The following is a 26,076-nucleotide window of genomic DNA, read 5'->3' as shown; positions in this document are numbered from 1 at the left end:
CAGGCTTAAGGTCAGGCGTCGACCAGGTTCCGCTCTTCGGCGGCGGCGCGCATGGCCTTTTGCAGTTTCTCGAAGGCGCGGACCTCGATCTGACGCACGCGTTCACGCGACACGCCATACTGACCGGCGAGTTCTTCCAGAGTGACCGGATCGTCCTTCAGGCGGCGTTCGGTCAGGATGTGCTTCTCGCGGTCAGTCAGCTCTTCCATGGCCTCCTGAAGCAGGCTCATGCGGATGCCCTTCTCCTCGTCGTCGGCGAGTTGGGTCTCCTGAGAGACGGCCGTGTCGTCCGCCAGCCAATCCTGCCATTCGCTTTCGCCATCGGCGCGAAGCGGCGCATTGAGCGAGGCGTCGCCGCCGAGACGGCGGTTCATGTTGGTCACCTCTTCCTCGGTCACACCTAGCTTGGTGGCGATGGCGGAGAGGTGTTCGGGGTGCAGGTCGCCTTCCTCGAAGGCCGAAATCTGGCTCTTGGCCTTGCGCAGATTGAAGAACAGCTTCTTCTGCGCGGCGGTCGTGCCCATCTTCACGAGCGACCAGCTGCGTAGGATGTATTCCTGGATCGAGGCGCGAATCCACCACATGGCGTAGGTGGCCAGGCGGAAACCCTTGTCGGGGTCGAACTTCTTGACGGCCTGCATCAGACCGACGTTGCCCTCGGAAATCACTTCGCCGATCGGCAGGCCGTAGCCGCGATAGCCCATGGCGATCTTGGCCACGAGACGAAGGTGCGAGGTTACAAGGCGGTGGGCGGCCTCGGGGTCCTGATGCTCGGACCAACGTTTGGCGAGCATGAACTCCTCGTCCTTGGTCAGCATCGGAAACTTGCGGATTTCCGTCAGATAACGCGACAGGCCCTGTTCAGGCGACATCACCGCGAGCGTACTATTGGCAGCCATATAATGGTCCCTCCGACCGTCTTGAACGAGCGGGCTCTTCGTCCTCGACCACCGCATGTGCGCCGAAGCCTCTCCCCTCAACCAACCAGATGGTGATGAGTTGCCCCTATTTTTAGAGGCGAATGGTCACACGAAAGCGTGACAGTCGCCGCCACGCCGCGCCGCACCGGGACCATCAACGGGCTCATATAGGGTTGGTAAGTTTCTATTCAAGACCTACTTGGCGACAAGTCACGATGTGGATAGGCGGGTCAGAGGCCCAGAATGGTGCGATAGGTGGGGTGAACCACCTCCGCGAGTTCAGGGTGTTTCTGGAAATAGGCGGCGAAGAAGGGGCAGACGGGCAGGATCAGCAGTTCGCGCGCGCGGGCGTCCTCGATGACGTGCTTGGCAAGGCGGCTGGCGATGCCGCGACCTTCGAGCGGCTGAGGCACCAATGACTCGGTGATCATCAGATTGGGCGGCGACAGATTGTAGGTGACGACGGCGATCTCGCCCTCGACGGGCAGTTCGTACTGATGACGGTCGGCGTTGTCGCGGATTTCTGTGTCGGCCATCGGTCGGCGCCTTTCAGAGCGTGGTCAGAAGGGTTTCGAGCATCTGCATATCAGCCGGGGGCGGGGTTTCGAAGCGGAGCGGTTGGCCGGTGACGGGGTGGACGAAGCCGAGCACGGCGGCGTGCAGAGCCTGACGAGCCAGCCCAGCTTCGGCGATGGCTGCGCGGACGGGGGCGGCGGGGCTGCCGGAGCCATAGACCGGATCGCCGAGCAAGGGCGAACCCTTGGACGCCATGTGAACGCGGATCTGATGGGTGCGTCCGGTGTGCAGGGTGCAGGCCAAGCGGGCGGCCATTGGCGCGCCGCCAGCCTTGGCCGGTTCTCCGAAGACGGCTTGGACGACATAGTCGGTGATCGCCTCACGCCCCCCGGATTTCAGCACGGCCATCTTCTTGCGATCGCCATTGGAACGGCCGATGCGGGTTTCGATCCGGCCTTTTACGGGCGAGGGAGCGCCGCGCGTCAGGGCGATGTAGGTGCGCTCGATGTCATGGGCGGCGAACAGGGCGGACAGGCCCTGGTGAGCGCGATCGGTCTTGGCGGCGACCATGACGCCAGAGGTGTCCTTGTCCAGACGGTGAACAATGCCGGGGCGGGCGACCCCGCCGATGCCCGAAAGGCTGTCGCCGCAATGGGCCAGAAGGGCGTTGACCAGCGTGCCGGTCTCGCAGCCGGGCGCCGGATGGGCGGCCATGCCCGCAGGCTTGTCGATGACGATCAGGTCGGCGTCTTCGTAGAGGACGGTCAGGGGAATGGCTTCCGGCTGGGGCGTGGCGGGCGCGACGGGCGGCAGGGCGACGGCGTAGAGGCCGGGTTGGGCCTTGGCCGACCCGGTGGTCAGGGCCACGCCGTCACGGCTGACGGCGCCTTCGGCCAGCAGCGCTTGAAGCCGTGCGCGCGACAGGGTGGGAAAGGCCGTGGTCAGCGCCTTGTCCAGACGGACGCCGGATACCTCGATCCGCGCCTCCAGCACTTCAGCGGCTGCGGCGTCTTCGTCGTCGGGCAGATCGGGTTCGGGCAGGTGTTCGGGCAAGGCGGTCTCCAGCTGCGGATGTAGCACGTCGAAGCGCTTGCGCGACGGTGCGGCGTCGTCTGATAGTAGGCCGGGGCGTAGGGGATTTCCGATGAGACGTTTTTTGATCGTCAGCGTCGGGGCGGCTGCGGCGGCCCTGCTGACAAGCTGCACGACCATGAGCAAGGACGAGTGCCTGGCTGGCGCCTGGGGTGAAAAGGGCTATGCCGATGGGGCGTCAGGCTATCCCGTGACGCGGCTGGAAGACCACGCCAAGGCCTGCGCCAAATATCAGGTTGCGCCCAATCCCGGCGCTTATCAGTCCGCGCGCGAGGATGGATTGCGGAGCTATTGCACCTTCCAGCGCGGCTGGAGCGAGGGCAGGGCGGGAAATACCTACTACGGCGTCTGTCGCCCGGAAGAAGAAGCGGAGTTCTTGCCCGCCTATCGTGACGGACGACGCCTGTATGAGGTGGTGACGGCGGTTGAATCCGCCCAGAGCGCGCTGAACAGCGCCATTTCGCGGATCGAGAACCGCGAGGACAAGCTGGAGGCCAAACAGGCGGAACTGCGCCAGAACGGCTTATCCGACGAGGAGCGCCAGAAAATCCGAAATCGTATTCAGGAAGTGCGCGGGGAAATCCGCGATGCACGCCGCAATGCGCGTGACGCCAGCGACGCCCTGGACATGGCGCGGCGGGAAGAAGACCGGGTGCGGTACGAACTGTCGCGCCGCTACCCGGTCTGAGACTTATCAGGCAGCCTTGACGGCGGCGCCGCGGAACGATGGATCAAGGTCGCCCGCGGCGTAGCGCTTGGCCATCTGAGCGGTGGAGAGCGGGCGGATCTTGGCGGCCTGACCCTCGCAGCCGAACTGCTGATAACGCTCCATGCAGAGCTTCTTCATCGCCTCCTTGGCAGGCTTCAGATAGTAGCGGGGATCGAACTCGCCCGGCTTCTCGATCAGCGCCTTACGGATGGCGCCGGTGATGGCCATGCGGTTGTCGGTGTCGATGTTGACCTTGCGCACGCCGTGCTTGATGCCGCGCTGGATCTCCTCGACCGGCACGCCCCAGGTCTGGGGCATCTCGCCGCCATAGGCGTTGATGATGTCCTGCAGATCCTGCGGCACGGACGATGAGCCGTGCATCACCAGGTGGGTGTTGGGCAGGCGGCGATGGATTTCCTCGATCACATTCATGGCCAGGACGTCGCCGTCCGGCTGGCGCGTGAACTTGTAGGCGCCGTGGCTGGTGCCCATGGCGATGGCCAGGGCGTCGACCTTGGTGGCGGCGACGAAGTCGACGGCCTGATCCGGGTCGGTCAGCAGTTGCGAGTGATCCAGCTTGCCTTCGAAGCCGTGGCCGTCTTCGGCCTCGCCCATGCCGGTCTCCAGCGAGCCCAGGACGCCCAGTTCACCCTCGACCGAGACGCCGCAGGCGTGGGCCATTTCGGTGACGCGACGGGTGACGTCGACATTGTATTCGTAGGAGGCGGGGGTCTTGGCGTCCTCTTCCAGCGAACCGTCCATCATGACGCTGGTGAAGCCGTACTGGATGGCGGTGGCGCAGGTCGCCGGGCCGTTGCCGTGGTCCTGGTGCATGCAGACCGGGATGTGCGGATAAAGCTCGGCCAAGGCGTCGATCAGCTTGGCCAGGACGATGTCGTTGGCGTAGTTGCGGGCGCCGCGCGAGGCCTGAATGATGACGGGGGCGTTGACATCATGGGCCGCCTCCATGATCGCCAGGCCCTGCTCCATGTTGTTGATATTATAGGCCGGCAGGCCGTAGTCGTTCTCTGCCGCGTGGTCGAGCAGCTGTCGCAGCGTGATGCGCGCCATGATAATAGTCTCCTGAGCCGAATAGTCTTTTTTAATTGGGCGCGAGACTAGCCGTGAGACGCGCCGAAGTCACGCCGTGTTACAGCGGCCGCACGGGCATTTCGCAGGGAACGATGCAGGCGTGATCCGCCTGCATCGCCGCCGATCAGGCGCGCAAAGCCTCGACGCCCGGCAGGGGCTTGCCCTCCATCCATTCCAGGAAGGCGCCGCCGGCCGTCGAGACGAAGGTCAGGTCCGCCGCAACGCCCGCATGACCGACAGCCGCGACGGTGTCGCCGCCGCCCGCCACCGCGATCAGGGCGCCGGCCTTGGTGCGTTCGGCGACGTGCTTGGCGGCGGCGACGGTGGCGGCGTCGAAGGGCGGAACCTCGAACACGCCCAGCGGACCGTTCCAGATCAGGGTCTTGGAGGCGTCGATGGCGGCGTTCAGGCGGGCGACGGTGTCAGGGCCGGCGTCCAGGATCTTGTCTTCGCCGGACAGGGCTGCGCCGGTCTTGACCGTGCGGGCCTCGGCGCCGGGCTTGACCTCGGTCGCCACGACGACGTCGACGGGCAACAGGATGTCGCAGCCCTTGGCCTGGGCTTCCGCCAGGATCTCGCGCGCGGTGTCGGCCATATCCTTCTCGGCCAGAGAGCCGCCGATATCGATCCCTTGTGCATAGAGGAAGGTGTTGGCCATGCCGCCGCCGATGGCCAGCGTATCTAGCTTGCCGACCAGGTTCTTCAGCAGGTCCAGCTTGGTCGAGACCTTGGAGCCGCCGACGATGCCGACGACCGGCTTTTGCGGATTGCCGAGCGCGGCGTCGAGTGCGTCCAGTTCGCGACGCATGGATTCGCCCGCATAGGCGGGAATGTGGTGCGCGATTCCTTCGGTCGAGGCGTGGGCGCGGTGGGCCGCCGAGAAGGCGTCGTTGACATAAAGGTCGCCGAGGTCGGCCAGCTTTTGGGCGAAGACCGGATCATTGGCCTCTTCCGCCGCATGGAAACGCACGTTTTCCAGCAGGACGACGCCGCCCGCATCCAGATCGCGAATGGCCGCCACGGCGGGGCCGCCGATGCAGTCGTCGGCGAAGCGGACAGGCGCGCCCAGCACGGTCTCCAGCGGCTCGACGACGGGCTTCAGGCTCATGGACGGAACGCGCTGGCCCTTGGGGCGGTCGAAGTGGGCCAGCAGCACGACCTTGGCGCCCGCGTCGCGCAGGCGTTGGATGGTCGGCAGGGCGACCCGCAGCCGGGTGTCGTCCGTGACCTTGCCGCCCTCCATCGGGACGTTAAAGTCCACGCGGACCAGGGCCGTCTTTCCGGCGAGGTTCTTTGCATCATCGAGAGTGCGGAAGGTCATTGTAGTATCCTAGCTTACGGACATTAGCCGTCGAAGTTCGATAGCCCGCTTATCTCTGCTGGCCAGAAAAATAGAACGGAAAGCTGATTGCGGATCGAGCGCTGGATCCAGGTATCGCCACTCTAGCTTGTCGAAATCGGTAGGCTTGGCTGGCGGCGCCATGTCGGGGCTCCATCCATACCGACTCCACGCATGATACTGCAGATAGCCTACAAGCGGACCCTTCTTGTCTGAAAGGCTGCCGAAGAATTCCGGCATCATGCAGAGATTAGCCAAATGGGTGTAGGCGTGGTGGGGATGCAGAGCTGCGGTTGAACGATCCCAGACGTGGGCAAAAGTCCACCCGTGCGCGCGGGGCAAGCTCTTGATCCCGTGTGACCACAGTAGAGCCCAACGCGGCGTAGTGTTGTCGTCGAACATCACGGCTTGACCACCGCGATCTTCGACCTGCCCACGTCTGCGAGCGTCTCTGACTGAAGGAAAAACGGCGTGTGGGAACGCTGACACCACATCGGGGTGAGGCATCAAGCAATGTCGGATCGCGATCGTTACGAGCGCGATCCGGTCATCGCCCAGGTCTTGCAACGTTGGTTTCAAAACGTCTGCGGGCACCCTGGTCTTAGAGGAACTTCGCCATCACCAGGGCGGTGTCGCTCATCCGCGTCGCGAAGCCCCATTCGTTATCGTACCAGCTCAGCACGCGGGCCAGTTTGCCGTCGACGACCTGGGTCTGGGGCAGGGCGGCGGTGGAGGAGGCGGCGATGTGGTTCAAGTCGTGCGACACCAGCGGGTCGGTCGTGGTGAACAGGACGCCGTTCATGGGGCCGTCGGCGGCAGCCTGAAGCGCGGCGTTGATTTCCTCGACGGTCACGTCGCGGGCGGCGACGACCTTCAGGTCCACGACCGAGACGTTCGGGGTCGGGACGCGGATCGAAGAACCGTCCAGCTTGCCCTTCAGTTCCGGCAGGACCAGGCCCAAGGCCTTGGCGGCGCCGGTCGAGGTCGGGATCATCGACAGGGCGGCGGCGCGGGCGCGATACAGGTCCTTGTGCATCGTATCCAGCGTCGGCTGATCACCGGTGTAGGAGTGGATGGTGGTCATATAGCCGCGCTCGATGCCGAACAGGTCGTTCAGCACCTTGGCCACCGGAGCCAGGGCGTTGGTGGTGCACGACCCGTTCGACACGACGATGTCGTCGGTGGTCAGGGTTTCGTGGTTGACCTTGAAGACGATGGTCTTGTCGGCGCCGTCGGCGGGGGCCGAGACCAGAACGCGCTTGGCGCCGGCCTTCAGGTGGGCGCTGGCCTTGTCCTTGGACGTGAAGATGCCGGTGCATTCGAAGGCGATGTCCACCTTCAGCTCGGCGTGCGGCAGGTTGGCGGGATCGCGCTCGGCCGTCACCTTGATCTTGCCCGTGCCGACGTCGATCCAGTCCTCGCCCGACGTCACCGTGCCGGGGAAGCGACCGTGGACCGAATCGTAGCGGAACAGGTGGGCGTTGGTCTCGACCGGCCCCAGATCGTTGATCGCCACCACTTCGATGTCCTTGCGGCCATGCTCGACGATCGAGCGAAGGACGAGACGGCCGATGCGGCCGAAGCCGTTGATGGCGACGCGGACGGTCATGATGGAAGGCTCCTCTGAACGGATAGGTGTGACGCTTATATAGGTGGGCGTCTCAATGGAGCGCTCGGGCGCGGCTTGCAACCCTGAGCCTGTAACATGATGTGATGAACGGTTACGCTTTGTCGGCTCTCTGTCTCGTGTTGCGGCAAGAAACACCTCTTCAAGGTCTTTGCGGCTCCCATTGAGCAAAATTTTTGCGACAGGGCTTGTGCCCGTCCGGGCGGTATGGTTTCTTGGCGTCAGACAAGGAGCCGCCCGTGGCCACGATGATGCGCGACATGATGAAGGGAAGCACCGCCAAGGCGGTCGCGGCCATTCGCGCGCCTGTCGGCCTGCAAAGCCCCGTATTCCTCATTACCCTCGTACTTCTCGGCCTGCTTACGCAAGCGGCGTGGATGCACGTGACCTGACCTAAACGCACTCAGGATCGCCTCGCACCACCCCGCCTCCGAAAGGAAGCGGGGTTTTTAGTGCGCGGCGGTTCGAAATGAACCGGACCGATGACGCAAGATTCTACCTCTCAGCCCAAGAAGCCCAATGCGCGCAGCGCGGCGGTGACGGCCGGCCCGAACCGGGCCGCCGCCCGCTCGTATCTGCGGGCCGCCGGCATGCAGGACGCCGATTTCGACAAGCCGATGATCGGCATCGTCAACACCTGGTCGACGGTCACGCCCTGCAACATGCACCTGGACCGCCTGGCCAAGGACGTGCGCGCGGGCATCGTGGCGGCGGGCGGCTATCCGGTCGATTTCAACACGATCGTCGTGACCGACGGCATCTCGATGGGCACGGCGGGCATGAAGGCCTCGCTGATCAGCCGGGAGGTTGTCGCCGACTCGATCGAACTGGCCATCGAGGGCCACCAACTGGACGGCGTGGTCTGCATCGTCGGCTGCGACAAGACGATCCCGGCGGCCGCCATGGCCCTGGCGCGGATGGATATCCCCGGTCTGGTCTATTACGGCGGCACCATCATGCCGGGCGTGATCGGGACCAAGGAGGTCTCGGTCCAGGAGGTGTTCGAGGCCATCGGCGCCCACTCGGCCGGCGCGCTGGACGATGCGGGCCTGAAGGCGGTCGAGAGCGCGGTCTGCCCCGGAGCCGGCGCCTGCGGCGGGCAGTTCACGGCCAACACCATGGCCATGGCCCTGTCGGTCATGGGCATCAGCCCCATGGGCGCCAACGACGTGCCGGCCGTCGATCCGAACAAGGGGGCCGAGGGCGAACGCTGTGGACGCCTGATCGTCGAGCGCGTCTTCGCCGGCGATACAGCCCGCAAATACATCACCCGCGCCAGCCTGAAGAACGCCGCCGTGGCGGTCTCGGCCTCGGGCGGCTCCACCAATGCGGTCATGCATCTGACGGCCATCGCGGCGGAAGCCGGCGTCGATTTCGGCGTCGAGGATTGCCACCAGGCCTGCGTCGAGGCGCCGGTCATCTGCGACCTTAAGCCGGGCGGTCGTTTCCTGGCCTCGCACCTGTTCGCCGCGGGCGGCACGCGACTGGTCACCCAGCGGATGGCCGAGGCCGGCAAGATCGTGAACACCCCGACCGTCAGCGGCCGCAGCCTGTTCGCCGAGGCGGCCGAGGCCGAGGAGACGCCGGGCCAGGTGGTGGTCACGTCCTTCGAGGCTCCGGTGATGGAACGCGGCAGCTTCGCCGTCATCTACGGCGATGTCGCTCCCGAAGGTGCGGTCATCAAGTTGACGGGTCACAAGGTCGATACGTTCGAAGGCCCGGCCTGCGTCTTCGACTCAGAGGAAGACGCCTTCCACGCCGTTCAGGACGGAACGGTGGGCGAAGGAGACGTCATCATCATCCGCTATGAAGGGCCCAAGGGCGGTCCCGGCATGCGCGAGATGCTGCAGGTCACCGCCGCCCTGAAGGGCCGCAAGATCGACAACGTCGCTCTGCTGACCGACGGCCGTTTCTCGGGCGCCAGCTACGGCTTCGTCGCCGGACACGTCTCGCCGGAAGCCGCCGTCGGCGGACCGATCGCTCTCATTCGCGATGGTGACCGCATCACCATCGACGTCACCAACCGCCGGATCGACGTCAACGTCGACCTGGCGACGCGCCGGGCGGGCTTTACGCCCCACGTAGTCCGCCCGGCGCGAGGCGTCTTCGCCAAATACCGCGCTTCGGTGGCCTCGGCCGCTCAGGGCGCCGTCACCATCCCCAACCCGCCGCCGGCTCAAGTTCCGGCATCCCATAAGACCAACGCTGCTCAGGACGCCTGATCCCATGGCCATCACCATCTACACCAACGAAGACATCAAGCCGGGCGCCATCGCCGGTCAGCGCATCGCCATCATCGGCTATGGATCGCAAGGCCGCGCACACGCCCAGAATCTGCGCGACAGCGGCCATGACGTGGTCGCCGGCGTCCGCCACGGCGGCACGGGCTGGAAACACGCCACCGAGGACGGCATCCCGACCGCCGAGCCGGCCGAGGCCGTCAAGGGCGCCGACATCATCGCCATCCTGACGCCGGACATGGTTCAGGGCGACGTCTATCGCGAGGTCATCGAGCCCAACGCCAAGGAAGGCTCGGCCCTGCTGTTCGCCCACGGCTTCTCGATCATCTATGAACGCATCACGCCGCGCCCTGATATGGATGTCATCCTGGTTGCGCCCAAGGGGCCGGGCGATCTGGTCCGTCGCGAGTTCCAGCGCGGCCGCGGCGTGCCTTCGCTGTTCGCCATCGAGAAGGACGTGACCGGCAAGGCGCGCGACCGGGCCATGGGTTACGCCAAGGGCAATGGCGGCGCGACCGGCGGTCTGCTGGAAACGACCTTCCGTGAAGAAACCGAGACCGATCTGTTCGGCGAACAGGCCGTTCTGTGCGGCGGCGCCAAGGAACTGGTCATGCAGGGCTTCAACACCCTGGTCGAGGCCGGTTACCAGCCCGAGATCGCCTATTTCGAATGCCTGCACGAGTTGAAGCTGATCGTGGACCTGTTCTACGAAGGCGGCATCTCCAAGATGCACCATTTCATCTCGGAAACGGCCAAGTACGGCGCTGTCGCCAGCGGCCCGCGCGTCGTCACCGAAGAGACAAAGGCCCGCATGAAGACCATTCTGGACGAGATCCAGAGCGGAGCCTTCGCGCGCAACTGGATCGCCGAAAACGAAGCCGGCAAGCCGCAGTACGAAGCCTGGCTGAAGGCCGACCGCGAAAGCCAGATCGAGCAGGTCGGCGCGCGTCTGCGCGAGCGCATGGCCTGGCTGAATACGCCCAAGTCCGAAGCGGCCTGATCCAAAAAAGACCGGATGACCCTGATGACCGCCGCCGCCTTGAAACCCTCCGCCGAGGTCGCCCAGTCGGGCGCCCGCCTGCTGGTCTCCACTCTGGAGCGGCTGGGGGTGGAGGTGGTGTTCGGTTATCCGGGCGGGGCGATCATGCCCATCTATGACGCCTTGGCCGGTTCGAAACTGCGGCACTATCTGTGCCGCCATGAACAGGGCGCCGCCTTCGCCGCTGATTCCTATGCAAGGGTCAGCGGCAAGGTCGGGGTCTGTATGGCGACCTCGGGGCCCGGTGCGACCAATCTGGTCACGGGCATCGCCAACGCCATGCTGGATTCCGTGCCGATGGTCTGCATCACCGGCAATGTCGCCCAGGGCGTCATGGGCACGGACTCATTCCAGGAAGTCGACATCCTGGGGGTCACCCTGCCCTTGGTGAAACACTCCTATCTGGTTCGTCAGGCTGCTGACATTCCGGCCATCATCCAGGAGGCCTTCCACATCGCGCGATCAGGTCGTCCGGGGCCGGTCCTGATCGACCTGCCCAAGGATGTTCAGTTCGAACTGACCAGCGAGCCGCGCGGCCTGCATCTGCCGAACGAAATCGCTGTCGCGGAGCCTTCGGTCATCGCCGAGGCCGAGGCGGCGATCCGGGCTGCGCGCCGTCCGGTGCTGTACGTCGGCGGAGGGGCCAAGATTTCGGGCGCCGTGGACGCTGTTCGCGATTTCGCGGCGGCCACCGGGATTCCGCAGGTCTCGACCCTGAATGCCTTGGGCACGATCCCGACGGGTCAGGACAACTATCTGGGCATGCTGGGCATGCACGGAACGCCTGCCGCCAATGAGGCGGTTCAGGAATCGGACCTGCTGATTGTCGTCGGCGCCCGTTTTGATGACCGCGCCACGGGAAAGCTGGTCGAGTTCGCGCCCAAGGCCGGCGTCATCCATTTCGACATCGACCCGTCCGAAATCGGCAAGCTACGTCCAGTCGCCGTGGGCGTCGTCGGCGACCTGAAACCCAATCTGGAGGCGCTGAACCGGCGTCTGGCCGATGGTCCCGCTATCGATGTTTCGGCCTGGGCCGACCGATGGCGCGCGCGTTCGGCCGAAACAGAAGTTCGTTATGATGCGCCGGGCGACAAGGTCTATGCGCCCGCCCTGCTGAACGAGCTGTCGCGTCTGGCTGGGCCCGGCTTCATCGCCGCCTGCGATGTCGGCCAGCATCAGATGTGGGTCGCGCAACACTGTGAGTTTTCGCGCCCTGAGGCGCACATCACCTCGGGCGGTCTGGGCTCGATGGGCTTTGGCCTGCCTGCAGGCATTGGCGCCAAGCTGGCCGAGCCGGATGCTGTGGTCGTCACCATCAGCGGCGACGGCGGCATCATGATGAACATTCAGGAACTGGCGACGGTCAACCGCTTCGGCATTCCGTTGAAAATCCTGCTGCTCGACAACTCGCGTCTGGGCATGGTGCGCCAATGGCAGGAGTTCTTCTTCGAGCGGAACTTCTCCGAGGTCGACCTGTCCGACAACCCCGACTTCGTGAAGGTCGCCGAAGCCTTCGGCATCGAAGCCTTCCGCATCGAACGCCGCGATCAGGTCACGGCCGGGCTGGAGCGCCTGCTGAAGACCGAAGGGCCGATCCTGGCCCACGTCATCATCGACCCGGCCGAAAACGTCTGGCCGCTGGTGCCGCCGGGCAAGAACAACGCGCAGATGATGCACGCTGCCACTACTGAAGGAGAACTGTGATGACCGACACCATCCACATCCAGATCGACCGGGCCGATGGCTCGCTTCAGCGTCTGATTGGTCTGGTGGAGCGCCGGGGCTTCCACATTGACGGCATCAGCATGGCCGATGAGGGCGCATTCCGCCGCATCGCCCTGACGCTGCGCAGCCGGGACGCCGCCCGTTGCATGGACAATCTGGGCCGCCAGATTGATCGTCTGTTCGGCGCGCGTCGCATATCAAACGACATGATCCAGTCCGAGGCCGCCTGATCGCGGTCTCGCGGCGCTCAGTGGTCGAGCGCCAAGCCAAGACGTAAGAAGGAAGACGTGCATGCAGCCGCTGGCTGAGAACATCTGGGTCAATGGCCAACTGACGCCATGGGCCGACGCCAAGATCCATGTGATGAGCCATGCGCTCCACTATGGCACCTCGGTGTTCGAAGGCATTCGCGTCTATGACACGCCCAACGGCCCGCGCGGCTTCCGTCTGCGTGAGCACGTCCGTCGCCTGTTCGACAGCGCGCGCATCTATCATATCCAGTTGCCCTATACCGAGGATGAGCTGGTCGAGGCCTGCAATCTGGTGGTGCGGACCGAGGGGCTGCGCTCGGCCTATATCCGCCCGATCGCCTTCCTGGGTCAGTGCGGCATGGGCGTGACGCCTCAGCCGCAAAACATGACGGTCGACATCGCCATCGCCGCCTTCACCTGGGGCGCCTATCTGGGCGAAGAGGCGCTGGAAAAGGGCGTGGACGCCTGTGTCTCCAGCTGGAACCGCATCGCGCCGAACACCACCCCGTCGGCGGCCAAGGCCGGCGGCAATTATCTGTCTTCCTATCTGATCGGCCGCGAAGCGCGCGTCGGGGGTTTCGGCGAGGGCATCGCCCTGGGTGTCGATGGCCGTCTGTCCGAAGGGGCAGGGGAGAATCTGTTCGTGGTCAAGGACGGCAAGGTCATGACCCCGCCCGCCGCCAACTCCATCCTTATGGGCATCACCCGCGACAGCGTCATCAAGCTGGCCAGGGCGCAGGGGTATGAGGTCATCGAACAGGCCATGCCGCGCGAGGCCTTGTATCTGGCCGACGAGATTTTCATGACCGGCACCGCCGCAGAGATCACGCCGGTGCGTTCGGTCGATGGCATAACCACCCGCGCCGCTGGACCTGGCCCGGTGACCAAGGCGATCAACCACGCCTTCCGCGGCCTGTTCACGGGCGAGACGCCGGACACGTTCGGCTGGCTGGAGCCGATTGACGCGCCCGCAGAGAAACGGACGCCTGAATATGCCTAAGACCCTGTTCGACAAGGTCTGGGACGCTCACGTCGTGCGGTCGGAAACGGCCGAGACGCCGGGGGTTCTGTATATTGACCTGCATCTGGTGCACGAAGTCACCAGCCCCCAGGCCTTCAGCGAGATCGAGGCGCGCGGACTGAAGGTTCGCCGTCCCGACCGCACCTATGCGACCCTGGACCATTCGACCCCGACCCTGCCTGCGGGGCTGAACGGCTTGAAACCCTATGTCACGGCCCAAGCGGAGGCCCAGGTGCACACGCTGGAGCGCAACTGCGCCGCCCACGGCGTGCCGCTGGCGGGATGGGATTCGGATGATCGCGGCGTGGTTCACGTCATGGGGCCGGAGCTGGGCCTGACCCAGCCGGGCATGACGGTGGTTTGCGGCGACAGCCACACGGCGACGCATGGCGCCTTCGGCGCCCTGGCCTTCGGCATAGGCACCTCGGAAGTCGGCCATGTGTTGGCGACCCAGTGCCTGTTGCAGCGCAAGGCCAGGTCGATGCGTGTCACCGTGAACGGTCAACTCCAGCCCGGCGTGTCGGGCAAGGATGTCGCCCTGGCCGTCATCGCCGCCATCGGCTTCGGCGGCGGCACTGGCTATGTCATCGAATATGCGGGCGAGGCGGTGCGGTCGCTGGACATGGAAGGGCGCATGACCCTGTGCAATATGTCCATCGAGGCCGGTGCGCGCGCCGGCATGATCGCGCCCGACCAGACGACCATCGACTGGCTGCGCGGCCGCAAGAATGTTCCAGCGGACTATGAGGCGGCGGCGGCTGATTGGCTGAAGCTGGCGTCTGATCCTGACGCGGTGTTCGATGCCGAAGTGGTGCTGGACGGCGCGGCAATCCGCCCTATGGCGACCTGGGGCACGACGCCGGACGCAGGCGCCCCTATCGGTTCACCGGTGCCGCAGCCTCAGTCGGACAGCGACCGCAAGGCCATCGCCTACATGGGCTTCACCGCAGGCGAGGCGACGACCAGCCAGCCGGTGGATGTGGTCTTCATCGGCTCCTGCACCAACGGCCGTCTGCCCGATCTGCGGGCCGCCGCCGATGTGTTGCGAGGCCGCAAGGTGAAGCCGGGGCTGCGGATGTTGGTGGTGCCGGGGTCCGAGGCCGTGCGTCGCGACGCCGAGGCGGAAGGTCTGCACGAAGTCTTCATCGCCGCCGGGGCCGAATGGCGCATTCCCGGCTGTTCGATGTGCATCGCCATGAACGGCGATTTCGTCGCGCCGGGGCAACTGGCCGTATCCACGTCGAATCGCAACTTCGAAGGCCGTCAGGGCAAGGACGCCCGCACCATCCTGGCCAGCCCGGCCACGGCGGCGGCGACGGCGGTGGCGGGCGTTCTGACCGACCCGCGCGTCTATCTGAACGAGGCGGAGCATGTCTAACGCTGCATCCTTCCGCTCATCCCCGCGAAAGCGGGGACCCAGTGCTTTCGCCAAGCGCCGCGCGCTGGATAGACGCCAGGGCTGGACGGGTGGCGCCCGTCGCCCACAGAACTGGGTCCCCGCTTTCGCGGGGATGAGCGGAGATGATTATGTCTGAGCCCTTCAAGGTCCTGACGTCGAAGACGGTCACGCTCAGCCAGGCCAATATCGACACGGATCAGATCATCCCCGCGCGCTTCCTGACCACAACCACGCGCGAAGGGCTGGGCAAGGCCGCCTTCTATGACTGGCGTTACGAAGACGACGGATCGGAAAAGCCCGAGGCCATTCTGAACCGCATCGATCCGGCGGAGCACCGCATCCTGTTGGCGGGCAAGAATTTCGCCTGCGGGTCGTCGCGCGAACACGCGCCCTGGGCCTTGCTGGACTATGGGTTTCGGGCGGTGATCTCGACCGAAATCGCTGACATTTTTACATCGAATGCGTTGAAAAACGGCCTTTTGCCCATCGTCGTCAGCCAGGCCGTTTGGGACGATCTGGCGTCCCAGCCGGACCAGCCGGTCACGATCGACCTTCAGGCCAATCAGATCCAGCGCGGCAATGCCGAACCGGTGCCGTTCAGGGTCGAATCCTTCGCCCGCCAATGCCTGCTGGACGGGGTGGACACCCTGGGCTGGCTGCAATCAAACATGACCGAGATCGAAGCCTACGAGCGATCGAGAGAGACCACCTGATGACCACCGCCGCCCCCAAGACCTACAATATCGTCGTCCTGCCCGGCGACGGCGTCGGACCCGAGGTGGCGGGCGCCGCCCGCCAGGTATTGTCGGTCATCGCCGACTTCTACGGCCACCACTTCGCCTTCACCGAACATCTGATCGGGGGTGCGGCCATCGATGCCACGGGCGAGGCTCTGCCCGACGTCACCAGCGCCGCCTGTATCGAGGCCGACGCGGTTCTGCTGGGCGCGGTCGGCGGGCCCAAGTGGGACGGCGCCAAGGTGAGACCCGAACAGGGGCTGCTGGCCATTCGCAAGGCCATGGGGCTTTTCGCCAATCTGCGCCCGCTGCAGGTTTCGCCGGTGATGGCGCACCGTTCGCCGTTGAAGAAGGAGATCGTCGAGGGCGTCGATCTGATCGTCTTCCGCGAACTGACCGGCGGCGTCTATTTCGGCAAGAAGACCCGCGACGAGAAGGGCGCCACCGACCTGTGCGAATATACGGTGGTGGAGATCGAGCGCGTCGCCCGCGCCGCCTTCCAGACCGCGCGCCAGCGTCGCGGCAAGGTGACGTCGGTCGACAAGGCCAATGTCATGGAGACCAGCCGCCTGTGGCGCGAGGTGGTGAGCCGCATCCATGCCGAGGAATTCCCGGACATCCAACTGGAGCACGCCCTGGTCGATTCCATGGCCATGCACCTGATCCGCAAACCGCGCGACTATGACGTCATCCTGACCGAGAACATGTTCGGCGACATTCTGTCGGACGAGATTTCGGTGCTGGGCGGCTCAATCGGCCTGCTGCCCTCCGCCTCATTGGGAACCCAGGGGCCCGGTCTGTTCGAGCCGATCCACGGTTCGGCGCCCGACATCGCCGGTCAGGACCTGGCCAATCCGGTAGGGGCCATCCTGTCGGCGGCCCTGCTGCTGCGCCACAGTCTGAAGATGGAGGACGAGGCGGATTCCATCGAGGCCGCCGTCGCCGCCGTCCTGGCCGCCGGCGCCGTAACCGCCGATCTGGGCGGCGAACTGGGCACGCGCGCCGCGACCGAAGCCGTCATCGACGCCATTCGCGCCATCCACTGGGCGGCCGCGCACCGGGTGCAGATGCACTGGGCCTGAAGTCGGCCGGCAGGGGCTGAAAATCTTTGCGTTAAGCTTGGCCTTTTCGGCGGTATGAATCCATGTTTCTGACGAAAGATCGAATGATCTTTCGTCTTTAACTTTTTGTGACCAGACCGTTGCAAGAATGTTGCGCTGTTCGCGCGCTTGCCTCTTGCGCGTTTCGCAATTGCGGTAAAACCTTCGCAACTGCGAGATTGCATAGGGGGTACTATTTCATGTCGCAGCTTGGAAACCGACTTATCGGGGCCGCGGGCCTCGTCCTTCCCACACTCTGTCTTATCGGCGCCGGCGCGGCCCAGGCGCAGGCGGCGGCGCCCACGCTTCTAGGCCACCAGGCTCCGCTGGTGCTGGACAGCGCCGGGGCCTCCTGGCTCGGCACCTCCACCGCCCTGGTTCTGCTGATGACCCTCCCCGGTCTGGCGCTGTTCTATGGCGGCATGGTGCGCAAAAAGAACGTGATCGCCACCATCACCCAGTCCGTCGGCGTTTTCGCGGTGGTGTCGCTGGTGTGGTTCATCGCCGGCTACAGCCTGGCGTTCGGCAAGAACGGAAGCGCTGGCCTTCAACCCTTCATCGGCAGCCTGGACATGCTGTTCCTGAACGGCGTGTCGCTCCAAACCGCCAACGCCCTGTTGCCGGGCATTCCCGAGTTCCTGTTCATCTCCTTCCAGATGACCTTCGCCATCATCACCCCGGCGCTGGTCACCGGCGCCTTCGCCGAGCGGATGAAATATTCGGCGCTTCTGCTGTTCACCGCCCTGTGGTCGCTGCTGGTCTATGCGCCGATCTGCCACTGGGTCTGGGGCGGCGGCTTCCTGGGTTCGGCCGGCGTGCTGGACTTCGCCGGCGGCGCGGTGGTTCACGTCAACTCGGGCGTCGCGGGTCTGGTCTGCGCCATCGTCCTGGGCCGTCGCAAGGGTTATGGGATCGAGCCGATCCTGGCGCACAATCCGGTCCTGACCATGATCGGCGCCAGCCTGCTGCTGGTCGGCTGGATCGGCTTCAACGCCGGCTCGGCGGGCGCGGCCAACGACCTGATGGGCGTGGCGCTGCTGAATACCCTGCTGGCCGCCGCCGCCGCCGCCCTGACCTGGAAGATCGTCGAATATATCGAGAAGAAGAAGGTCTCGCTGATCGGCATGTTGTCGGGCGTGGTCGCGGGCTTGGTCGCCATCACCCCGGCGGCCGGCTTCGTCGATCCCAAGGGCGCGGTGATCATCGGTCTGATCGCCGGTCCGGCCTGCTACGCCTCCTCGGTGTGGGTCAAGAAACTGCTGCGTTACGACGACAGCTTGGACGCCTTCGGCATCCACGGCGCCGGCGGTCTGATCGGCGCCCTGCTCACAGGCGTCTTCGCCACCACCGCGATCAACAGCCTTTCGGAAGGCGCCAACGTCGGCGCCCAGGCCCTGGGTCTTCTGTGGACCATCGTCTACAGCGCCGTGGGCACGCTGATCATCCTGATGATCTGCAAGTTCACCACGGGCCTGCGGGTCAGCGAGGCGGAAGAGGCGGCCGGCCTGGACACCTCGCTGCACGGCGAAGCGCTGGAACACTGATCCGGCGACCGGGCGCGGCTCCATTCCCGCGCCCGGCCATCGCCGCCGGTTCATCAATCAAAACAAGGGGATAAAACTATGATCAAGAACCTGTTTCGTGCGGCCGCCGCCGGCGCCCTCGCCACGGCCCTGATCGGCGTGTCCAGCCCGGCCTCGGCCCAGAGCGACGTCAAGGTGGCCTGGAACGTGGGCGTCGTCAGCGACTACATCTTCCGGGGCTTCAGCCAGACGGGCGAGGACCCGGCCATCCAGGGCGGTGTCGATCTGACCTCAGGCAGCTTCTACGCCGGCGCCTGGGCCTCCAACGTCGATTTCGGCGACGACACCGATGCGGAGATCGACGTCTATGGCGGTTATCGCACCGAGGCGGCGGGCTTCGCTTGGGACTTCGGCGTGATCGGCTACCTCTATGCGGGCGAGCCCAAGGGCGCGGACTATAACTACGCCGAGTTCAAGGCCGCCGCGTCGCGCGCCGTGGGTCCCGCCACTGTCGGCGCCGCCGTCTATTACTCGCCGGACTTCTACGGCGTGGATAAGGAGGCGACCTATGCCGAGATCAACGGCGCCTTCGCCCCGGCGCCCAAATGGACCGTCTCCGGCGCCGTCGGCCATCAGTGGCTGAATGTCAGCAGCGACTACACCACATGGAACCTTGCCGTCGGCTACGCCCTGACCGACAATCTGGGGCTGGACGTGCGCTACTACGACACCAACGTCAAAGGCGTTCCGGCCGCCGACGACCGGATCGTGGGCGGCCTGAAGCTGACCTTCTGATCCACCAAAGCCCAGAGGTGAAAGGCCCCGGAGATCGCTCTCCGGGGCCTTTTTCGTTCAGCGGGCGTAGCGGTCGTGGACGGGATCGTAGCTGTCCCAGACCTTGCCGTCGGCCAGCGACCGCAGCAGCTTCAGATATTCCGCGTGGGTCCAGGCCAGGGGGGTGGCCGAGTCGGTGTTCTGGCCCAAGGCGTAGTCGCGGGCCGTGGGGTTGCCGACCCCGTCCCAGACCTGTTCGGCCAGCATCAGGCCGTCGTTGGCGAACCGCTCCATCCCGCGCACATAGGTCTGGCGGATGGCGGCGATGTCGGCGGCCGAGGGCGCGCCCTTCACGCTGGCGCGCGCCAGTTCGTAGTGACCGCGTTCGCCGGTGAAGAAGGGCCAGACGCGGCCGCGCTGACCGGGGCTCATCTCGCCGCCGACGCCATAGTTGGCGCCGGTGACATGATCCTCGCCATAGCCGTCCACGCCGTAACGGCGCCAGCCCGGCGTCTTGTCGCCCTCGGGGCCGAAATCGAAGCGGACGCGATACAGGTCATCCAGCCCCTGGTCGTCATAGACGGGCAGGGTGGCGACGATGTGCGGATCGTCGGCCTTGCGCACGCCGTAGCGGACCAGCTCCAGGAAGCCGCCGTCCACCACCTTGTCCTCCGCCGGGGCGACCTGGCCGTTGGCGGCGCCGATCGGGGCCTTGTCGTTGGGGTTCTCGTTCTGGGTGATGCGGATGAAGTAGCGGCCGTCGCCGAAGTCGCCGTTGGTGGTGAACATCCGCTCTTCGATCTTGGAGGCGTAGTTGTCGGCCGCCGCCTGATAGCGGGCCGCCCCGGCGGCGTCGCCCGAGGCGCGGGCCATTTCTGCGGCGACCGTCAGGCCCGCGACCACGGCGGCGGTCGATGACGGCGAATAGCCCTGCTGCTCCTCCCAGCGTTCCTGCTGGGTGAAGGGCGGCTTGATCTCGGCATCGTTCCACAGCAGGCCGACCTTGCCGCCATCGACCAGGAAGTCGGCCGCCGGCTTCAGCATGGATCGATAGTGTTCGGTCATCTGGGCGTCCGACAGCCAGCCCATTTTCCACAGACGATAGCCCAGCATGATCGGCATGGCCGTCTGGTCCAGCTGGACCGCGACCCATTCCAGTTCGCCGTCCACATGGGTCTTCTGCAGGAACCAGCCGCCGACGCCGGTGTTGCCGGGCGTATTTGCGCCCACCTGGACCTGGGGCAGATAGTTGAAGGCCGCCAGCGGCGTCTCCCTGTCGCCCAGCGCCGCCAGAGCCATCGCCACCTGATAGAAGTCGCGCGGCCAGACGGCCTTGTAGCCGGTCGAGGATTTCGAGGCGTCCACCGTGTCGCCCCACGGGTTGGACAGGCTGGCGATCAGGGCGCCGGCATGGGTGCGATCTTCCTGAACCTTCAGCATCAGGGCCGAGGCGTAGGCCAGCTTGCCGCCGTCCGTCGCCTGTTCGGCGATGCGCGGCAGTTCGGTTAGGGAAGCGACATAGTCCTCCCAGCCCACGCGCTCGCCCTCGCCGTTGAAGCGCGCCAGCACCTCGTCCAGTCCCGTGGCGAACGATCCGTCCGCCGCCGCGCGCGCCTCGGCCTCGCTCTGACCGAAGCCGATGACGAAGTCCCGCGTGATCTGGGTGCTTTCGCGCATCCGGGGCAGGGCGCCGGTCATCATGGTGTTGCCCGCCTGGTCGCCGGTCGAGGCGTATGTCCAGTCCAGCTTGCCGTCCTTCAGATCGGTCAGACCGTCTGAGGTTCCGACGAAGCCGACGCTGGCCTTTTCGAACGCCTGGCTGGGCTTCAGGAACAGATGGGTGTCGCCTTCCCAGGCGTGGAAGCCGTCGCGCGTGACCTGGCCACGGTCATCGACGCCGGTGTTTGCGATGTGCGGCTCCAGCATCAGATAGGGCGTCACCTCGCCCTTCAGCGCCGTGATCGTGACGCGCAGAACCAGGGCGTTGCGGTCCGGGTCGCTGAAGATCTGCTTCTCGATCTGGAAGCGGCCGTTCTTGTCGCGGGTGGTGATGCGATAGGCGGGCGACAGCGGCCGGCCTTGCGCGTCCACGTGCAGATATTCAGTGCGGCTGGTGGTGTCCGGGCCTTCGACGACCAGGCCGTCTTGGGTGACGCCGGCGAAGCGCAGGGCCTTGATCTGGGCCTCATGGATCAGGCCGTACATCGTCTCGGTCAGGACGCCGTCAGCGATGGAATACCAGACCTTGGACACCGCGCCGGTCGGGCCGCCGTCGCGATACTGGCCATCGACATAGGCTTCGTAGGACGATCCGGCGCCGGTCTTGGCCGCGCTGGACCAGACGGGCGGCGCGCCGGGGGCGCCGGGGGCGACGCCCGACTGGGCGGTCGCTGCGGAAGCGAGGGCCAGGCCGGCGGCGCCAGCGAGGCAGAAGGTACGGAAGTGACGCATTGTGGTCCTCACGGGTTGCGCGTGGGGGCGGGGGAAAGAAGGAAGGTCAGAGGCGCGTCCAGACGCTGGTTCCACGACGCCTCGGTGTGCTGGGCGCCGGGGAAGACCAGGCTCTGGAAATCGCCGGGGGCATAGCCGCGACGACGGAACGACTGGTCCACCTGGGTCTGGAAGTCGGCGTAGAACTGATCCAGCGTCTCGTCGCCCCGGTCGAAATAGAAGCGGTGCGCGCCCGGCGCCGGCAGGCCGCGTTCGATCACGCCGGTCCAGGCGGCGACCAGTCGCTCGCGCCAGGCGTCCAGCGCCGCGCCCGCCTCCAGCCCCTCGACCTTCAGCGGCCAGTGGGTGGACAGACAGGCGGCGGCGGAAAAGACGTCGGGCCGCTTCATCACCGCAGCCATCGAGATCAGACCACCCATGCTGGACCCGGCGATCATCGTATCCTGAGGCCCGGTCAGGGTGCGATAGGTCCGGTCGACGAAGGGCTTCAGTTCCTCGGCCAGGAACCGCAGATAGCCGTCGGACAGCGACGGGCCGCCATAGATGGCCTGAACCTCTTCGCGCATATCAACGGGCAGGGCCGCGATCAGGTCGGCCGGCACATATTCCCTGAGGCGCAGATCGGTGTTCCACACGCCGACGACGATGGGCGCGCGCACCTGACCGCCCGCGATCAGGCGTGTCAGATGCTCGTCCACGCCCCATTCGCCGAAGTTGGCCGTGGCCGCATCGAACAGGTTCTGGCCGTCATGCATATAGAGGACCGGGTGGCGGGCGTCCGCCCCCTCGTATCCCGGCGGCAGCCAGATGGAGACCTTGCGCGCCTTCGCATGGGCTGAAGCCATGTCTGGGTGGACGATCAGGCGCCCGCCCGCGATGGGGCCCTCGGCGCGGGCCGCGCCGGCGAAGGGCAGGGCGGCCAGCAGGGCCAGCAGGCTTCGCCGGTTCATGCCCGATGCTCCTTGACCAGCAGGGCGCTGGCTGCCGCAAGCACGAAGGAGCCCGCGCCCAGCACCAGGGCCCATATGGCCTGGCCGTCGAACAGGGTCTTCAGGATCAGGCCCAGGACCGTGGCGGCCAGCAACTGCGGCACCACGATGAAGATGTTGAACACCCCCATATAGACGCCCATCTTTCGGTCCGGGACCGCCGCCGACAGGATGGCGTAGGGCATGGAGACGATCGACGCCCAGGCGAAGCCGACGCCGATCATCGGCAGCCACAGCAGGCCCGGCTCACGAATGGCGAAGACGCCAAACAGGCCGGCCGCGCCCAGCAGCAGCATCAGCGCATGGGTCGCCCTGCGCCCGATCCGCTTGGCGATGACCGGCAGGGTGAAGGCCGCCAGGGCCGCCACGCCGTTATAGACGCCGAACAGCACCCCCACCCAGTCCGCGCCGGCCGCATAGGCGGCGGATGTCGTGTCGGTCGCGCCGTAATGGACGCGGGTCACGGCGGCGGTGGTGTAGATCCACATGGCGAACAGGGCGAACCAGCTGAAGAACTGAACCACCGCCAGGCCGCGCATCGTCTGCGGCATACGGAAGATGTCGTTCAGAATCTCGGTCGCGGCGTTGACCACGCCCCGCCGCTGCATCATGCCGACGGCGATCATCAGAAGGCCAAATCCAGCGACAAAACCGCCCAGGATCAGCAACTCCTTCTCAAGCCCCAGCGCCGCGATCAGGCCAAGCGCCAGAACCCCCAGCACCAGGCAGATCAGGCCCGATCCCAGCCAGCCGCGCACCGACCGGGCCGGCGCTTCAGGCGCGTCATCGGCGACCGGCGTGCCGGCCCGTTCGAAGGCGGCGATCTGTTCGGGACTGTATTCCCTGGTCGACAGCACAGTCCACAGAACGGCTGCGAACAGGCCCACGGCGCCCACATAGAAGGCGATCCTGACCGACAGGGGCACGACGCCCGCCTCGGCCGTCGAGGCGACGTGGAAGACGTTGGACAGCAACCACGGCAGGGTCGAGGCGAAGACCGCGCCCGCGCCGATGAAGAAGCTCTGCATCGCATAGCCGGCGGTGCGCTGCTCCTCGGGCAGGTTGTCGCCGACGAAGGCGCGGAACGGCTCCATTGTGATGTTGATCGAGGCGTCCATGATCCACAGCATGGCGGCGGCGAACCACAGGCTGGGGCTGTTGGGCATGGCGATCAGCGCCAGGGTCGTGGCGATGGCCCCGATCAGGAAATAGGGCCGCCGCCGCCCGAACCGGGTCCAGGTCTTGTCGCTGAAATGGCCGATGATCGGCTGGACCAGCAGACCCGTCAGCGGCGCGGCGATCCACAGGATGGCCAGCGTATCGACCTCGGCCCCCAGGGTCTGGAAGATGCGGCTGGTGTTGGCGTTCTGCAGGCCGAAGCCGATCTGGATGCCGAAGAAGCCGACGCACATGTTCCAGATCGCCAGGCCGGACAGGCGCGGGCGGTGGGAGAGGAGGGTCATCTCCGACGCCCCCGGCCCATCGGCACGAACCGGATCGCCTGGCCGCCGCCGGGGGCCAGGGCCAGTGTCAGGACGTCGCCGGATGTCACCTCGCGCTGCTCGATCACGATGTCCTCGCGCTTGACCCTATAGTCGGCGTCCGGGCCGTCGCGGTAGATTTCGGCGCGATAGCGGCGGCCCGCGTCCAGGAAGTCCAGCGGCGCGTTCAGGACGCGCGGATGCTCGTCGGTGACGGCGCCCAGGGCCCAGACGTCGGAGGCGCGGTCCTTTCTGGCGATCACGACATAGTCGCCCATCTCGGCGGCCAGCACGCGGGTCTCGGCCCAGTCGCACGGCACGTCCTTGATGAACTGGAACGGGCCGGGATTGGCCTCGTAGTTGACCAAGAGGTCCGCCGCCATCTGGATCGGGCTGTAGATGACGACATACAGGGCCAGCTGTTTCGCCCAGGTCGTCTGCACACCGCCTGGGCTGCGCGTCTCCATGCCGAAGATGCCGGGCGTATAGTCCATCGGCCCGGCCAGCAGGCGGGTGAAGACCAGGTTCGGTTCATGCTCGGGCGGATTGCCGGGGTTGCCCCAGGCCGAATATTCCATGCCGCGCTGGCCCTCGCGGCTGATCATATTGGGATAGGTGCGGCGCAGGCCGGTATCCTTGAACGGCTCGTGGGCGTTGACGGCGACCTTGTGCCGGGCGCCGGCCTCGATCACGCGCATATGGTGCTGGGCCATCGGCTGGCTTTCGTGCCAGGCCATGACCATCCGGCCGTCCGGCCCCGCCACGCGCGCCCCGCCCGCATCAGCGACATAGCCGGTCTTGACCGAATGGACGCCCAGCCGCTCGTACAGCGCCATCGCCGGCTCCAGCTGCTGCTCGTAGTGGAAGGCGTTGCCGCCGGTCTCGTGGTGGCCGATCAACTGCACGCCCTTGGAGCGCGCATGGGCGCAGACCGCCTCGATGTCGAAATCGGGATAGGCCTCGGTGAAGCTGAAGTCCGCGCCGTTGGCGAACCACTGGCCGTCCCAGCCCTTGTTCCAGCCTTCGACCAGCACCCCGCCCAGGCCGTGTTTGGCGGCGAAGTCGATGTGTTTGATCGTATTTTCTGTGGTGGCGCCGTGCTTGGGGCCAGCGTTCCAGGTCTTCAGCTCCAGGTGCATCTCCCACCATACGCCGAAATATTTCATCGGCTTGAACCACGACACGTCGCCCAGCTTGTTCGGCTCGTTCAGGTTCAGGATCAGGCTGGATTCGATCAGTCCCGCCCCATTGTCGGCGATCTGCAGCGTGCGCCACGGGGTGTTGAACGGCGCCTGGCGCACCACCGCCGCATTGGTCAGGCCGGGCGTCAACTGGGCCCGGAAGTTCGTTGCCTCTGAGCGACGCAGATTCATGCCGGCGTAGTCGATGCAGGCCGCCTCGTGGATCGAGACGTGCAGGCCGGACCGCCCCTTGACCGTCATCGGCGTCTGGGCGCTGCCGACCGCGTCGATGGGGGTGCGGTCGTAGAGGTATTCCTCGCGATTCCATTCCCAGGCCGGGCACCACAGGGCCTCGCCATTTTCCGCCAGATTGAACTCGGTCAGTTCCGAGCCGATGCGGACGGTCTTCAACGCGGGCTGATCCGGGAATTCGTAACGGAAGCCCAGGCCGTCGTCATACAGGCGGAACACCACGTCCACACGGCGTTGCAGGCCCCCGGTCTCGGCATAGACGACACGCCATTCGTTGTAGTGGTTGCGGATGAAGCGGCGCTCGCCCCACGGCTGCTCCCAGGTGTCATCCACCGTGACCGGCTGACCGGCGGTGATCGCCAGACCGCGCTCAATGGCGGGGGCGTCGGTCAAGAGGAAGCCCAGCTTGGACGGCGCCACCACGACCCGGCCCTGGCGCAGGACCGAATACATCGGCCGCCCGTCATTGTCGGTGAAGGCCTCGACCGTCAGCACCCCGCCCGGCGACGAGGCGCGGGCATGGGCGGGCGTTGTCTGGGCCCGAACACCCGTCGCCCCGAACGCCAGGATCGACACGCCGCCAAGGGCCAGAAAGGATCTGCGCTGCATCATGGGAAC

General features: G+C 65.9%; 22 protein-coding genes. 12 read left to right on the top strand and 10 right to left on the bottom strand.

Annotation, left to right across the window (positions count from 1 at the left end; genetic code table 11):
- Positions 1-11 precede the first annotated feature (11 nt).
- From rpoH to KZX42_RS04985, 3 genes are all read right to left on the bottom strand, one after another.
- Positions 12-899: an RNA polymerase sigma factor RpoH gene (gene rpoH / locus KZX42_RS04995; protein WP_087120666.1), complete on the bottom strand. Its 888-nt coding sequence runs from the start codon at positions 897-899 to the stop codon at positions 12-14.
- A gap of 251 nt (positions 900-1,150) precedes the next feature.
- A complete protein-coding gene (locus KZX42_RS04990; protein ID WP_248117663.1) occupies positions 1,151-1,456 on the bottom strand; it encodes a GNAT family N-acetyltransferase in 306 nt (101 codons plus the stop codon).
- A gap of 13 nt (positions 1,457-1,469) precedes the next feature.
- Positions 1,470-2,429, bottom strand: coding sequence for an RluA family pseudouridine synthase (locus KZX42_RS04985; protein ID WP_248118059.1), 960 nt, complete (start codon positions 2,427-2,429; stop codon positions 1,470-1,472).
- A gap of 151 nt (positions 2,430-2,580) precedes the next feature.
- On the opposite strand from KZX42_RS04985, the gene KZX42_RS04980 reads away from it, so the two are divergent.
- Positions 2,581-3,216, top strand: a complete 636-nt coding sequence (locus KZX42_RS04980; RefSeq protein WP_248117662.1) for a DUF2799 domain-containing protein — start codon at positions 2,581-2,583, stop codon at positions 3,214-3,216.
- A gap of 6 nt (positions 3,217-3,222) precedes the next feature.
- Here the strand turns inward: KZX42_RS04980 and fba are convergent, their stop codons facing one another.
- The 3 genes from fba to gap form a co-directional block, all read right to left on the bottom strand.
- Complete coding sequence (gene fba, locus KZX42_RS04975; protein ID WP_248117661.1) at positions 3,223-4,308, bottom strand: class II fructose-bisphosphate aldolase; 1,086 nt, start codon at positions 4,306-4,308, stop codon at positions 3,223-3,225.
- 145 nt (positions 4,309-4,453) lie between these two features.
- Entirely contained in the window at positions 4,454-5,650 is a 1,197-nt protein-coding gene (locus KZX42_RS04970) for a phosphoglycerate kinase (RefSeq protein ID WP_248117660.1), read from the bottom strand.
- A gap of 619 nt (positions 5,651-6,269) precedes the next feature.
- Complete coding sequence (gene gap / locus KZX42_RS04965; RefSeq protein ID WP_248117659.1) at positions 6,270-7,277, bottom strand: type I glyceraldehyde-3-phosphate dehydrogenase; 1,008 nt, start codon at positions 7,275-7,277, stop codon at positions 6,270-6,272.
- A 257-nt stretch (positions 7,278-7,534) separates the two neighbouring features.
- Between gap and KZX42_RS04960 the strand changes: the two genes are divergently transcribed.
- The 11 genes from KZX42_RS04960 (at position 7,535) to KZX42_RS04910 (ending at position 19,125) form a co-directional block, all read left to right on the top strand.
- On the top strand, positions 7,535-7,687 hold the full coding sequence (locus tag KZX42_RS04960) for a hypothetical protein (RefSeq protein WP_248117658.1): 153 nt from the start codon (positions 7,535-7,537) through the stop codon (positions 7,685-7,687).
- A gap of 90 nt (positions 7,688-7,777) precedes the next feature.
- On the top strand, positions 7,778-9,517 hold the full coding sequence (locus tag KZX42_RS04955; protein ID WP_248117657.1) for a dihydroxy-acid dehydratase: 1,740 nt from the start codon (positions 7,778-7,780) through the stop codon (positions 9,515-9,517).
- A gap of 4 nt (positions 9,518-9,521) precedes the next feature.
- Positions 9,522-10,535 (top strand): ketol-acid reductoisomerase, encoded by a 1,014-nt coding sequence (ilvC, locus tag KZX42_RS04950; protein WP_248117655.1) that lies wholly within the window; start codon positions 9,522-9,524, stop codon positions 10,533-10,535.
- Positions 10,536-10,550: 15 nt separating this feature from the next.
- Positions 10,551-12,278, top strand: a complete 1,728-nt coding sequence (gene ilvG / locus KZX42_RS04945) for an acetolactate synthase 2 catalytic subunit (protein ID WP_313432028.1) — start codon at positions 10,551-10,553, stop codon at positions 12,276-12,278.
- Entirely contained in the window at positions 12,278-12,529 is a 252-nt protein-coding gene (locus tag KZX42_RS04940; RefSeq protein ID WP_248117653.1) for an ACT domain-containing protein, read from the top strand. Before ilvG ends, KZX42_RS04940 begins: the two co-directional genes overlap by 1 nt.
- Before the next feature lie 61 nt (positions 12,530-12,590).
- Positions 12,591-13,550 (top strand): branched-chain amino acid transaminase, encoded by a 960-nt coding sequence (locus KZX42_RS04935; RefSeq protein ID WP_248117651.1) that lies wholly within the window; start codon positions 12,591-12,593, stop codon positions 13,548-13,550.
- Positions 13,537-14,949: a 3-isopropylmalate dehydratase large subunit gene (gene leuC, locus KZX42_RS04930; protein WP_248118056.1), complete on the top strand. Its 1,413-nt coding sequence runs from the start codon at positions 13,537-13,539 to the stop codon at positions 14,947-14,949. Before KZX42_RS04935 ends, leuC begins: the two co-directional genes overlap by 14 nt.
- Positions 14,950-15,098: 149 nt before the next feature.
- The gene (gene leuD, locus KZX42_RS04925) at positions 15,099-15,683 is read left to right on the top strand and encodes a 3-isopropylmalate dehydratase small subunit (protein ID WP_248117649.1); all 585 of its coding nucleotides are present in this window, start codon (positions 15,099-15,101) and stop codon (positions 15,681-15,683) included.
- Positions 15,683-16,789, top strand: a complete 1,107-nt coding sequence (gene leuB / locus KZX42_RS04920; RefSeq protein WP_248117647.1) for a 3-isopropylmalate dehydrogenase — start codon at positions 15,683-15,685, stop codon at positions 16,787-16,789. Before leuD ends, leuB begins: the two co-directional genes overlap by 1 nt.
- 218 nt (positions 16,790-17,007) lie before the next feature.
- Entirely contained in the window at positions 17,008-18,351 is a 1,344-nt protein-coding gene (locus KZX42_RS04915; protein WP_282438802.1) for an ammonium transporter, read from the top strand.
- Positions 18,352-18,429: 78 nt separating this feature from the next.
- Entirely contained in the window at positions 18,430-19,125 is a 696-nt protein-coding gene (locus tag KZX42_RS04910; RefSeq protein ID WP_248117645.1) for a TorF family putative porin, read from the top strand.
- Between the two features lie 57 nt (positions 19,126-19,182).
- Here KZX42_RS04910 and KZX42_RS04905 read toward each other — a convergent pair whose 3' ends face one another.
- Genes KZX42_RS04905 through KZX42_RS04890 form a run of 4 tightly spaced genes read right to left on the bottom strand, consistent with a single transcriptional unit; the run spans position 19,183 to position 26,070 of the window.
- Positions 19,183-21,555 carry a glucan 1,4-alpha-glucosidase gene (locus tag KZX42_RS04905; RefSeq protein ID WP_248117643.1) on the bottom strand — a complete coding sequence of 791 codons (2,373 nt, stop codon included), beginning with the start codon at positions 21,553-21,555 and terminating at the stop codon, positions 19,183-19,185.
- Positions 21,556-21,563: 8 nt separating this feature from the next.
- Positions 21,564-22,505, bottom strand: a complete 942-nt coding sequence (locus KZX42_RS04900; RefSeq protein ID WP_248117641.1) for an alpha/beta hydrolase-fold protein — start codon at positions 22,503-22,505, stop codon at positions 21,564-21,566.
- Complete coding sequence (locus KZX42_RS04895) at positions 22,502-24,007, bottom strand: MFS transporter (RefSeq protein WP_248117639.1); 1,506 nt, start codon at positions 24,005-24,007, stop codon at positions 22,502-22,504. Before KZX42_RS04895 ends, KZX42_RS04900 begins: the two co-directional genes overlap by 4 nt.
- Complete coding sequence (locus KZX42_RS04890; protein WP_248117637.1) at positions 24,004-26,070, bottom strand: glycoside hydrolase family 97 protein; 2,067 nt, start codon at positions 26,068-26,070, stop codon at positions 24,004-24,006. The genes KZX42_RS04895 and KZX42_RS04890 overlap by 4 nt, the downstream gene beginning before the upstream one ends.
- Positions 26,071-26,076: the final 6 nt, after the last annotated feature.

It is taken from the genome of Brevundimonas sp. EYE_349 (genome assembly GCF_023147505.1).
Classification (GTDB): domain Bacteria; phylum Pseudomonadota; class Alphaproteobacteria; order Caulobacterales; family Caulobacteraceae; genus Brevundimonas.
The sequence above is the reverse complement of the archived record's forward strand: the minus strand, read 5'-3'. Positions and strand labels throughout refer to the sequence as shown.

Coding starts and splice junctions, on each gene's coding strand:
- KZX42_RS04940 (WP_248117653.1), top strand. CDS start 12,278: ATGACCGACACCATCCACATCCAGATCGACCGGGCCGATGGCTCGCTT.
- KZX42_RS04895 (WP_248117639.1), bottom strand. CDS start 24,007: ATGACCCTCCTCTCCCACCGCCCGCGCCTGTCCGGCCTGGCGATCTGG.
- KZX42_RS04970 (WP_248117660.1), bottom strand. CDS start 5,650: ATGACCTTCCGCACTCTCGATGATGCAAAGAACCTCGCCGGAAAGACG.
- KZX42_RS04890 (WP_248117637.1), bottom strand. CDS start 26,070: ATGATGCAGCGCAGATCCTTTCTGGCCCTTGGCGGCGTGTCGATCCTG.
- KZX42_RS04955 (WP_248117657.1), top strand. CDS start 7,778: ATGACGCAAGATTCTACCTCTCAGCCCAAGAAGCCCAATGCGCGCAGC.
- fba (WP_248117661.1), bottom strand. CDS start 4,308: ATGGCGCGCATCACGCTGCGACAGCTGCTCGACCACGCGGCAGAGAAC.
- leuD (WP_248117649.1), top strand. CDS start 15,099: ATGTCTGAGCCCTTCAAGGTCCTGACGTCGAAGACGGTCACGCTCAGC.
- KZX42_RS04905 (WP_248117643.1), bottom strand. CDS start 21,555: ATGCGTCACTTCCGTACCTTCTGCCTCGCTGGCGCCGCCGGCCTGGCC.
- rpoH (WP_087120666.1), bottom strand. CDS start 899: ATGGCTGCCAATAGTACGCTCGCGGTGATGTCGCCTGAACAGGGCCTG.
- KZX42_RS04935 (WP_248117651.1), top strand. CDS start 12,591: ATGCAGCCGCTGGCTGAGAACATCTGGGTCAATGGCCAACTGACGCCA.
- KZX42_RS04915 (WP_282438802.1), top strand. CDS start 17,008: ATGTCGCAGCTTGGAAACCGACTTATCGGGGCCGCGGGCCTCGTCCTT.
- leuB (WP_248117647.1), top strand. CDS start 15,683: ATGACCACCGCCGCCCCCAAGACCTACAATATCGTCGTCCTGCCCGGC.
- ilvC (WP_248117655.1), top strand. CDS start 9,522: ATGGCCATCACCATCTACACCAACGAAGACATCAAGCCGGGCGCCATC.
- KZX42_RS04910 (WP_248117645.1), top strand. CDS start 18,430: ATGATCAAGAACCTGTTTCGTGCGGCCGCCGCCGGCGCCCTCGCCACG.
- ilvG (WP_313432028.1), top strand. CDS start 10,551: ATGACCCTGATGACCGCCGCCGCCTTGAAACCCTCCGCCGAGGTCGCC.
- KZX42_RS04900 (WP_248117641.1), bottom strand. CDS start 22,505: ATGAACCGGCGAAGCCTGCTGGCCCTGCTGGCCGCCCTGCCCTTCGCC.
- KZX42_RS04980 (WP_248117662.1), top strand. CDS start 2,581: ATGAGACGTTTTTTGATCGTCAGCGTCGGGGCGGCTGCGGCGGCCCTG.
- KZX42_RS04990 (WP_248117663.1), bottom strand. CDS start 1,456: ATGGCCGACACAGAAATCCGCGACAACGCCGACCGTCATCAGTACGAA.
- gap (WP_248117659.1), bottom strand. CDS start 7,277: ATGACCGTCCGCGTCGCCATCAACGGCTTCGGCCGCATCGGCCGTCTC.